Source organism: Arthrobacter sp. P4_F10, assembly GCF_056401435.1.
The window spans coordinates 1-10387 of the sequence record NZ_JBFUJJ010000061.1; the positions used below are offsets into that span (position 1 = coordinate 1).

A 10387-nucleotide genomic window follows, 5' to 3' on the forward strand; every position below is an offset into this window, starting at 1 on the left:
CACTGGGTCCCCGCCATCGCAGTGCTGCTCGTCCCGATGCTGGTCACCGGGACTGCCGCGTTTGCCGTGTCCAACCAAGTGCTGGACACTATCCTGGCGGGATCCCTGGTGCTGCTTCTGGTGTGGGCGGCGGGAATCGCCTGGACCATGAGGCCCCGGCGAGCGCGAATCGCACCGGAGATCCAGCAGTCACGGCCGACCGCCTGATCGTCGCCCCGCCTGTCCTGCACAGCCTGATCCCCATGAACGTCGGAGAACTCAAGGGAAGCGAGCGTCCTTCCGATTTATCCGAGACAGAGGTACCGCCCGGCCCACCCCGGTAACTTGATCAGAACGTTGTCCGCCCTGGGGCCTGGCTCGTCACAGTGTTGTTCCGAGGTGATTTCTCCTCAAGCCGTCTCGCCGGCCAGTTGGAGTACTGTTCGATCATGACGACGTCTGGGCGGGAACCCGGTAGTCCACAGCCCAACGTCAGGGTGACGACGAACCGTGTCAGGTCGGAAGGCGATGACCTGTACTTCGAAGTACGGGGTCACGGGCCGGCGTTTTTGTTGATCCCTGGAGCCGGTGGGGACGCGGACTTGTATGCGGCCGTCGCGGACCTCCTCTCAGACGAATTCAAGGTAATCACCTACGACCGCCGTGCGAACGCCCGCAGCACTTCCAACAGTCCCCAGAATTTCGAGATCAGCCAGCAAAGCCGGGATGCGGTAGCAGTCATCCATGCCGCCGGTGAGCAGGCGGCCTTCATCTTCGGGAGCAGCAGCGGGGCTGTGATTGCCCTTGATGCGGCGAGGACCCACCCCCATGCCGTGCGGGCCGCCATCGCTCACGAGCCGCCGTGTGCGAGGGTATCCCCGAATGCTGYCAAGTGGCAGCGTTTCTTCGCCAACGTGTACCGAACGGCCTACCACTTCGGCCCTTCACTGGCAGGGCTTCGTTTCATCTTCGGAATTCAGGTTCCCGTGAGGAAACTTGTCAAAGGACATGCCCAAGCCGCGAAATATGCCCGCGGCCATAGAGAGTTCCGGCAACACGAGTCTCGCATCAGCTCGCTCGACGCGAACAGTGTCCTGATGAAGCTCGAACTCCTGCCGGTGACGAACTATCTCCCGGATGTTCAAATGGTTCATCGCAACGGAGTGACGGTCATTATGGCCGTGGGCAAGTGGACCCAGGAACGGAAGACCTGGCTTGCTGAAGTGTCGCTCATCCTGGCAGAGCGGCTGGGCTGTGAGCTGGTGACATTCCCGGGTCACCATGGCTCGTACACCGACATGCCCCACGAATGGGCGGCAACCCTGCGCAGGGTTTTGCGCAAAGCCGGCGGAACAGAGCAAACCGGCCAACTGACGAAATGACAGCCTGCTCAGGCGTATCCGCGCCTGGGTCCGCCGCTTTGGTGCTTGGGTCAGTCAACTGCGTGGACGCGGCCTTTGGCCTGCGGCAACATCCTTGCGTTCGCGGAGAACCTGGACGCCTGCCTCCGCGTAGGGCACGGCGACGAGGAGGACCCCCGCCAGTGCTGCCGCGAGCGTCCCGATGCTGAGGGCGAACTGCGCCTGGCCAGTGTAAGCCTGGAAGACGCTGACTGCCAGGACCAGGGAATAGCCGATGCCCGCGCTCCACACCGCGCGCCGACGTCGAACATCTGACCAGGAGGAGCGCTGGACAAGCCACCCGAGCAGGGGCAGCACCTGGATGGCATGCAGGGCGATGCCATGAGGAGATTTGAGGATGCCGGCGGCACCGAGGACGACACCTTCCGGACCAAAGACCGCTGCCTCGTTGCCAGACAGGACGGCAGGTTCGCCGACGCCGATGATCGCCGCGCCGAGGACCTGTCCCGCGACGAGCAGCACCATGCCGGCCCGGACGGACAGCGTGAGGCCGGGCGCACCGGGTTTGGCTGAGGTGAAACTCAGGATGGCCAGGCTGACAATCACGACGACGATGACCATGACGGTCATGCCCATAGCTGAGAAGACCATGGCGTCGAAGGGCGTGGCGGTGTTGAAATGCGAGGGTACCCCGCGCCAGGCCTGCATGGTCACCAGCGCGGCCTCGACCACAAACGCGGCGCTGAGAATGCCGAGAAGGAGCCACGAGGTCAACGGGCGCAACCGTAGGCAAGATTCGATGAGGGCGAGCGTGATGGCGGTGAGTGCCAGGGACAAGCCAAAGGTGATCGGCTTGCGCCACGAGACAGGACCTTCCCAGGCAGTGCCTGACTGCAGGAACACCAAGGTATGGAAGACGGCGGAGACGGCCATGATAAGGCCGACGGCGGCGAGGACTCTGGCTGGCGCGGACAGGTGCTGCCAGTTGCGGAGGAGGAACGAAGGACGGGGGCGCTGGTTCACGGTTGCTGTGGGCACGACGTTCAGACTAGGGCGATTAATGGTCCAGAAGGATCGGGGACTCCCCTGAAGCGGACCCTGGGCAAACCCGGATTTCACCCTTGGTCGCGGGAGAGTTTCCATTCAGTTGAACGCCCGCGTCACGGCAGGAACCTGGATCCAGACAGAGTTAGTGTTGCCAACCAGCCGTGTCCGTCTCACAATCGGCACGTGAGATTCGATGGAGTAGTTCCCGAAGAAGCAGGCAGCAACGGCTTCGACAACCTCGTGCCGATTCCACACGACGTGCATCAGACCCAGTTCAAAGCATGATGGAGCTACTGCTGAGCCGACCGTAAATGCTGCCCTCGACCCCTATCGCAACTGGACCGAGCCCCGCGACGGCGCCGGGTCGAACCCATTCCGGCTCTTGGTGCTTGAAAAGATCGGCCAACTCATACGTGGTCTACCCGACGGGGCAGGCGGTTCTGGGTCCCTGTTGCCTAGCCGCCGTCGCTGATGTTTTCCAGGAGCCACTGGGTAGCGGGCGGGTTCCGGCGCAGGGTGAAGGTCCGCAGTGCGGAATTTGAGCTAAGGCGGACCTGGATGCGCCAGTATTCGATGCCCACCAGGTCGCCGCCGCCGACGGCCGCCGTGCGCCGGGCGTCCGGCCAGGCCTCCCGGATGAACCAGTGCACCGGATCGGCGGCCACGGCCCAGATGCGGCCCTCGTGCCGGATGGCCAGTGGCGTGCCGGCCGGGGTGAACCGGACATCCACGGCAACGTCCAGGGCCGATCTATTCGCTGTTGCCGTCACGGTCTGCTCGTTCTCCCAAGTTCCTGTTCATCATTTCGTCCCGGCGGGTGACCGCCGAACTCCACACCAGGTCCGGTAGGTCCTGGTCATCGAAGGCCCCTCATGGCGCCAACGCGGCCCACTGAACCGGCCCGCCCGCCATTGCCGAAGACAAGGAAAGCAGCATTGCCAACTAGCAGGCTGAGGCCTAATGGGGGCAGTCGACAGCCCGCGCTCGCCATGGAAGGCTGGCCGGCGCCCGATGGGGACAGACGCCGGCAAGCGCTGACGGTGAAGGGTCGACCGGAGACCAGATGGGGGGAAGGCGCCGGCCGACGCTTACGGTGCAGGGCCGGCCGGTGCCCGATGGGGGGTCCTGGCTCCGAGCGGCGCTTACAACGGGGTAATCGTTGGGGTAGCCCGAAAGGTTACGCACCGATCGGAAATTCTTTTTTCTTTTCAGGCCCGGCTCGTATGGCAGTCGGTCCGCGAGGGCAAGGAATGGTGGTGGGCCGGACCCGGGGTCGTGGCATTGGGTGTCTACGGCTTCGCCGCGACACTGCAGCCCGACGCGCACTTCGGCCGGATCCTCGCCGCCTATGGAGGGGTGTTCGTTGCCGGCTCCCTGGCCTGGGGGATGATTTTCGACGGTTTCCGGCCCGACCGGTGGGACATCACCGGCTCCGTGATCTGCCTGCTCGGGGTGGCCGTGATCATGTTCGCACCGCGCAGCGCCGGCTGAAAAGCGCCTCAATACACAGTTGTGTGAATACATCGGTGCCTGTATTTTGGTTGCATGGAAACCCTCACGCATGCCCCGGTGCTGGCCCGGTTCGGCTACGCGGTCTCTGACCCCACCCGGGCGCGGATTCTGCTGGCCCTGGCGGATGCGCCCGCGTACCCGTCGGAGCTGGCCGATTCCCTGGGGGTCTCGCGGCAGAGCATGTCCAACCACCTGACATGCCTGCGGGGCTGCGGCCTCGTGGTGGCTGTCCCGGACGGCCGGCGGACCCGGTATGAGCTCGCTGACGCCCGGTTGGGACATGCCATCAGGGATCTGCTCGGCGTGGTGCTGGCCGTTGACCCGGCCTGCTGCGCCCCGGACGGAACGTGCCTGGCATGACCACGACAATTCAGCCCGTGCACACGGCCTCCCGGCGCGCCGTCTTGAGCCGGCGGATCCGGCTGTTCGCGGCCGCGACCATCACTTACAACATCATCGAGGCCGTCGTCGCGCTCTGGGCAGGCAACGTCGCGGACTCGTCAGCATTGATCGGCTTCGGACTCGATTCGGTGATCGAGGTCGCCTCCGCGGTCGCCCTGTCCTGGCAGTTCTCCGCCAAAGACCCTGAACGGCGCGAGCACCTGACCCTGCGGATCATCGCGATCTCCTTCTTCGCCCTGGCACTGTTCGTCTCTGTGGACTCCTTCAGGTCGCTGACCGGAGGCGGCGAGGCACAGCATTCCACTCCGGGCATTGTCATCGCTGCCCTGAGTCTGGCCATCATGCCCGTGCTGTCCTGGCTTCAGCGCCGGGCCGGACGGGAACTCGGATCCAGGACCGCGGTGGCGGATTCCAAGCAGACGCTGCTGTGTACATACCTCTCCGCCGTGCTGCTGGCCGGTCTGGTGCTGAACAGCACGCTGGGATGGTGGTGGGCAGACGCCGGCGCAGCCCTGGTCATCGCCGGGATCGCCGGCCGGGAAGGCATCAACGCCTGGCGCGGCGATGTGTGCTGCACCGTCCCGCATACCGGGGTAAGCCACGACGGGGAAGGTGACGATTGCTGTGCCACCCCCGAACCCGGCCCCGGCACAAACGACGACGGCGGACCGGCCGGTTCGGGTGTGCACGCAGTTCCGAATACGGATACCGGGCAAAGTGCGGCTTCCGGCTGCTGCGAGGGCTGCGGATCCGGTCCCGAACCGAAAGCTGTCAGCCTGTCTCTGACCCCAAAAACGACTGCCACAGAACCAGCCCGCAGCGACCAGAAAAGCATCAACCACTGATGACACGGACCCTGACAAACACCCCGGCCTCCAGCGACCCGGCCAAGACGGCCCGCCTGGTGATATGGATCTTGCTGGGGGTCATCGTCGCCGGCGGTGTCATCTGGTACGCGATCTTCACCGCCACCAAACCCACACCCCCGCATGCTGCCACGGACGCACAGCTCGTCCGGGAGGACAGCCACCGCGTGACATCTCCATCCACGGAGAAGGCGCAACTGGTCGAGTTCCTGGACTTCGAATGCGAATCTTGCCGCGCCGCCGARCCGCTCGTGCAGCAACTGAAGCAGGAATACGGGGACAGGATCACGTTCGTCCACCGTTACTTCCCGCTCCCCGGGCACCGGAACTCCGGAACCGCGGCCCTCGCCGTCGAAGCCGCGGCCGCGCAGGGCAAGTACGAACAGATGGCCGCAAAGCTGTTCGAAACCCAGCCCCAGTGGGGCGAAAAGCAGGACTCCCAAGGCGCCCTGTTCCGGACCTTCGCGCAGGAGCTCGGCCTGGACCTGGACGCCTACGACGCCGCCGTGACGGATGAACAGACCAAGGACCGGATCCGCAAAGACGTCACCGACGGCACAGCCCTGGGCGTGACCGGGACACCCACGTTCTTCCTCGGCGGCGAAAAGCTCGTCCTTAGCAGCGAAGCGGACTTCCGCCAGAAACTCACCGACGCCGCAAAATAGCCCGGTTGACCCGGACAGGAACAATGACCGCATGAGAATAGAACTGCTCCACATCGATGACTGCCCCAACACGTCAAAAGCGCTCGAACAGGTCGAAGCAGCCCTGACCGCCCTGGGGCGTGGTGACGTCCCCGTCCATTTGCGGCCCATAAAGTCTTCTGCAGATACCGCCGGAACCGGATTTGCCGGTTCACCCACGATCACCGCAGACGGAACCGACATCTTCCCCGACGGAGCACCAAGCAGTGAACTCGCATGCCGGATCTACCCCACGCCCGGCGGTCATGCGGGCGTGCCGACCGTCGTCCAAGTCATGGAAGCCCTCACGAACCATGGCCTCTGATACGTACTGCCAGTGCACCTGCTGCGGGCGGACAATGCAGCGCGAGAAACTTCATGCCCTCGGCGCCGAACCCGCCTACATTTGCCGGCGATGCGGGCTGTGGGTCGCCCTAAGGCGTCGGACCCGACCCTGAGCCAGCCAACTCTACAGCGGCCGATTGCCCGGTGCAGAGGACTTCGGACATTCCGTGCAGACGACTCCTGAAAATGACACCGAAGCCCTAGAATCCCGCGATATCTGACCGTCCGCCAAGTTGACCCAAAAGTGCGGCCATATTGATCCATCACGGTGCGCAGTCCGGACTGCTCGGCCCGCGCGGTTCTGCGGCTGCACCGCGTGATGATCCGCGCGAGGCTCCCGAAGCGTTATCGCCTAGCCCGCTGACACATCGATCAGCACCTTGCCGACGATGCTCTCTTCCACCGCCGCGTGGGCCGCAGCAGTGTCAGCCAGGTCAAACCGATGCAGCGGAAGACCCGCGGCCTCTCCCACCGGAAGGGCGCCGTCTGCGATGGCCGCATTGATGTCCTCGGCGGCGGCGTGCACCACCGCCATGCCAACGGTGTAGAGCAACACGAACTGATAGCGGACGTTGAGACTGAAATGCCTGCGCACGTCCAGGGTCACCTGATCGCCTCCATTGTTGGCGTAGACCGCGATGGAGCCGCGGTTGCGGATCACTGCCAGGTCGAGTTCCGCGTTCAGCGCGGGTGCCACCTCCACGATCTGGTCGACGCCRTTGGGAGCGATCCGGCGGATCTCCGCGGCCGCGTGGGTTTCCCGGTAATTGATGACGTGATCGGCGCCGGCGGCCGTGACCAGCGCAGCCTTCGCGGGTCCGCTCACGGTCGTGATCACAACGGCGCCGGCCCACTTGGCGAGCTGGATCGCCGCATGGCCTACGGCGCCTGCCCCTCCAGCGACGAGAACGACTTTGCCGCCCAAGGCTCCCGGGTGCAGCCGCCGCGGGCCGTCCTCGGCGATGGTCAGGGCCCGGTGGGCGGTGACCGCCGGAACGCCCAGGCTTGCACCGAGGTCGAACCCGGCATTCTCCGGCAGCGGAAAGACCCGCTCAGCCGGCAGGACGGCGAACTCCTGCGCTGTCCCGCCGTCGGCGCGCTGGTAGGCGGCCAAGGCCAGCCAAACCCTGTCACCGACGTGGAGATGCTCGACGCCGGGTCCGACGGCGTCCACCACTCCGGCACCGTCTTGGTTCGGCACGACCTCCGCGAAGGGCAACGGCTCGCCCGGTTTGGCCCCGCGGCGGGACTTCCAGTCGGTGGGGTTCACCGCGGAGACCATGATCCGCACGCGTGCCTCCCCGCGCCCCGGGTCGCGGATCTCGCGGTCGACGAGCTCGAGAACAGACGGGTCGCCGGTTGCACGGTACACGATAGCTTTCATACTCAGACCTAACGCCGGCCCCGACCGAAAATTCCCGCCGGTGCCGGACCAGATGCGGGCAACGGGCCTCGCCAGGAACGTCCTTCGTCCTGACTGGACCGCCTTGTGGCGGGACTTCAAGGGTCGAGACCCGGCCTCAGCAGCTCGAATCAATCAATCACCAGGTCCGGCCGGGCCGTCCGGGCTGCACCGGAGGGATCAGGAGGCTCCCGGACGTCAGCTGGCCGGTGCAGGCCGGCGTCGCTGGCGCAATTGCCTCAGCGTACAGTTCAAACCAGCGAATCAAACCAGCGAAGTGAGCGACTTTCTATCCGGAGCAACCGCATATGCCCACCACCGTCAAGGCCGCCCCCGGCGAGCCCCTGCCATGGACTGGCTATCGCGCCTTGATTTTTGACTGGGACGGCACCCTGGTTAACAGCCATGGGGCCAACTACCAGGCCATGGCCGCAGCCCTGAACGCACAGGGTGCGCGAATGGAAAAGGTGTGGTTCGATGCCCGAACAGGATTGTCCACTCCGGAGATGGCCTCTCTCATCAGCGGCGAGCAGAACATCGACCTGAATCTGGACCAGATCGTGAGCGCGCGCAACAGCGAATACATGCAGCTGCTCGAGTCCGTCAGGGAAATCGTGCCAGTAGTCAACGTTCTCCGTGAAGCGTCAGCGGCAGGGGTTCTGACCGCTCTTGCAACCGGCGGAGGAAAGGCCACTGTGATGCCCACCGTCGACGAGCTCGGGCTGCGGGATCTATTCAACGTCATTGTCACGAGAGAAGATGCCGAGCGTGGGAAACCGGCGCCGGATATCTTCCTGACTGCAGCGAAACGCCTGGAGGTCTCCCCCGCCGACTGCCTGGTTTTTGAGGACAGTGAAGAGGGACTCGCTGCGGCCCAGCACGCAGGCATGGACTCGGTGGATGTACGAGCGCTGCGCGGAACTGTCGCGTGAACGACGGCTGTCCGCCGGACGGGCAAAACTATGTGATCCCGTGACACCAGGGGGACCAGTTCATAGGGACCGACTCCCCTCTCCTGTAATCTGGGCGCTCCGGTCCGGGTTAGGACATCCGTGCGGCGGCACGGTGTGAACACGGGCGCCACCCGATGCCGGGCCTCTCTGGCCAGCCGCCGATTCGGAAGTGGAACAGCGAGAACGTCAAATCCACAAGAAGGAGTCCCGGCTGGATCGGGATGGTGCTGGGATATGATCGCGGATCATGAGCGCAACGCCGAGCACCACAGGAACCGTCCGGGCTGTCTTCCTTGACGTGGACGGCACCTACGCGGACTACGGCGTGGTCCCCGAGGGCCATGCGCGCGCTGTGCGGGCAGTGCGTGAAGCCGGCCACCGGGTCCTGCTATGCACCGGCCGGCCGGTCTCGATGCTGCCCGACAGTATCCTCGCGGCAGGCTTCGATGGCATCGTGGCCAGCGCCGGCGCCTACGTGGAGGTGGCCGGGACCGTGCTCGTGGACCGGCGCTTCCCGGCAGATCTCGCGGCCAGAACGGTTAGGGCACTCGACGCGCACGACGCCGTGTATGTCCTGGAGGCGCAGGAGGCGCTGCACGTTTCACCGGCGGCGATGCAGCGTTTGCGAGCGATCCTCGACGCCCATTTCAGCAAGGCGCAGGAGGGCCCGGTGGGTTCTTCCGCTATTCTCGGCGCGGTGCGCACCACTGCGGACCGTGGGGCCGTGCCCTTCGCCAAGGTCTCCGTCTTTGAGTCGCCCGTTGCCATGGAGCGCCTGGTCCAGGAAATCGGCGACGGCATTGCCGTCGTCGCCAATTCGGTGGCCGACGAGGGCCGGCACGCCGGCGAACTGTACCAGTTCGGGATCAGCAAGGCTGACGGTGTCGCGGCCGTTATCGCCCACCTCGGCATCTCCCGCGAAGACACAGTTGCGATAGGTGACGGCGCCAATGACCTGGAGATGATCGCCTACGCAGGTGTCGGCATCGCCATCGAAGGCTCGTCCCCCGAGCTTATGGCCATCGCGGACCTCACCGCCGCCGGTCCGCGGCAGGAGGGGCTCGTTGCCGCGTTCGCCGAGCTCGGCCTCCTCTAATCCGGCACGGCTTGGGATTTCGCGGAAGTGACATGACGCTTGCCAAGCAACTAGGCTTCACGGCCCCTTCGTCACAGACCAACTGATACACAAGACACTCTCGCCGTACGCGGACGACCTAATCATTGCCACAAAAGTAGGACAATCGCGAGAAGGACCCGGCCAGTGGACCGCCCTCGGTCGGCCCGTTCATGAGACGCCGGCGGCGCCGGAGGCAACCGCAGGCGCAGCGCCGTCGGGCTTTACCGCGCGGCACGACGGCGGGTGGCGAGGGCGAGTGCAATGGCGGGAATCAAGGTCAAAGCGGCAATGATCGTGCCGACGAGGCCGGGACCGGTGGTCCCGAGCGGGGAGAGCAGGGCTGCCCCGGCGATGGCGGTGCCCACGGCGGTGCCTGCGTTGAACGCCGAGACACTTAGGGCGGAACCGAGGGTCGCGGCTTTCCCGGCGAAGCGGACCGCCAGGTGAATCAGCACACTGTTGGCGCTGAGGCCGAACAGGCCCAGCAGGACTACCAGTGCGCTGGTCAGCCATGGCGAACCGGGCAGCAGGCTGATTCCCAGCAGGAGGATGGTGGTCACCGCGGGTGTAATGATCGTGATCGGGCCGGGGTGGGCGTCGCCGAAGCGGCCGGCGAGGAGGGTGCCGATGACCGAGCCCATACCGAATCCGGTGAGCACCAGCGGGACCTGGGCAGCGTTCTCGCCGGCCTGATCCGTCAGGATCGGGGCGATGTAAGAG

General features: G+C 65.2%; 13 protein-coding genes. 9 read left to right on the forward strand and 4 right to left on the reverse strand.

From position 1 onward, the window contains the following. Positions 1-207 (forward strand): hypothetical protein (locus tag AC1DR1_RS22230; protein WP_476993348.1); only part of this gene is annotated, 207 nt, incomplete at its 5' end. Between the two features lie 221 nt (positions 208-428). Then, complete coding sequence (locus tag AC1DR1_RS22235; RefSeq protein ID WP_476993349.1) at positions 429-1361, forward strand: alpha/beta fold hydrolase; 933 nt, start codon at positions 429-431, stop codon at positions 1359-1361. A 54-nt stretch (positions 1362-1415) separates the two neighbouring features. Here AC1DR1_RS22235 and AC1DR1_RS22240 read toward each other — a convergent pair whose 3' ends face one another. Beyond that, positions 1416-2378, reverse strand: a complete 963-nt coding sequence (locus tag AC1DR1_RS22240) for a hypothetical protein (protein WP_476993350.1) — start codon at positions 2376-2378, stop codon at positions 1416-1418. 464 nt (positions 2379-2842) lie between these two features. Beyond that, on the reverse strand, positions 2843-3157 hold the full coding sequence (locus tag AC1DR1_RS22245; protein ID WP_476967193.1) for a hypothetical protein: 315 nt from the start codon (positions 3155-3157) through the stop codon (positions 2843-2845). Between the two features lie 385 nt (positions 3158-3542). On the opposite strand from AC1DR1_RS22245, the gene AC1DR1_RS22250 reads away from it, so the two are divergent. The 5 genes from AC1DR1_RS22250 to AC1DR1_RS22270 are packed head-to-tail and all read left to right on the forward strand — an operon-like array spanning position 3543 to position 6175. Further along, positions 3543-3878 carry a YnfA family protein gene (locus tag AC1DR1_RS22250; protein ID WP_476967210.1) on the forward strand — a complete coding sequence of 112 codons (336 nt, stop codon included), beginning with the start codon at positions 3543-3545 and terminating at the stop codon, positions 3876-3878. Between the two features lie 54 nt (positions 3879-3932). Continuing rightward, positions 3933-4259 carry an ArsR/SmtB family transcription factor gene (locus tag AC1DR1_RS22255; RefSeq protein WP_229995532.1) on the forward strand — a complete coding sequence of 109 codons (327 nt, stop codon included), beginning with the start codon at positions 3933-3935 and terminating at the stop codon, positions 4257-4259. Beyond that, positions 4256-5146, forward strand: a complete 891-nt coding sequence (locus tag AC1DR1_RS22260; protein WP_476993351.1) for a cation diffusion facilitator family transporter — start codon at positions 4256-4258, stop codon at positions 5144-5146. The genes AC1DR1_RS22255 and AC1DR1_RS22260 overlap by 4 nt, the downstream gene beginning before the upstream one ends. After that, complete coding sequence (locus AC1DR1_RS22265; RefSeq protein ID WP_229995529.1) at positions 5146-5832, forward strand: DsbA family protein; 687 nt, start codon at positions 5146-5148, stop codon at positions 5830-5832. The genes AC1DR1_RS22260 and AC1DR1_RS22265 overlap by 1 nt, the downstream gene beginning before the upstream one ends. Positions 5833-5863: 31 nt before the next feature. Beyond that, positions 5864-6175, forward strand: a complete 312-nt coding sequence (locus AC1DR1_RS22270; RefSeq protein ID WP_229995528.1) for a thioredoxin family protein — start codon at positions 5864-5866, stop codon at positions 6173-6175. 372 nt (positions 6176-6547) lie between these two features. On the opposite strand, the gene AC1DR1_RS22275 is transcribed toward AC1DR1_RS22270, so the two are convergent. Then, positions 6548-7579: an NADPH:quinone reductase gene (locus tag AC1DR1_RS22275; RefSeq protein WP_229995527.1), complete on the reverse strand. Its 1032-nt coding sequence runs from the start codon at positions 7577-7579 to the stop codon at positions 6548-6550. Positions 7580-7905: 326 nt separating this feature from the next. Between AC1DR1_RS22275 and AC1DR1_RS22280 the strand changes: the two genes are divergently transcribed. Together AC1DR1_RS22280 and AC1DR1_RS22285 are read left to right on the forward strand one after the other, a co-directional pair. Next, the gene (locus AC1DR1_RS22280) at positions 7906-8529 is read left to right on the forward strand and encodes an HAD family hydrolase (RefSeq protein WP_229995526.1); all 624 of its coding nucleotides are present in this window, start codon (positions 7906-7908) and stop codon (positions 8527-8529) included. Positions 8530-8797: 268 nt separating this feature from the next. Beyond that, positions 8798-9646: an HAD-IIB family hydrolase gene (locus tag AC1DR1_RS22285; protein WP_290369402.1), complete on the forward strand. Its 849-nt coding sequence runs from the start codon at positions 8798-8800 to the stop codon at positions 9644-9646. A 242-nt stretch (positions 9647-9888) separates the two neighbouring features. On the opposite strand, the gene AC1DR1_RS22290 is transcribed toward AC1DR1_RS22285, so the two are convergent. After that, positions 9889-10387, reverse strand: a 499-nt coding sequence (locus AC1DR1_RS22290) for an MFS transporter (RefSeq protein WP_476993352.1), incomplete at its 5' end; no start/stop codon positions are given.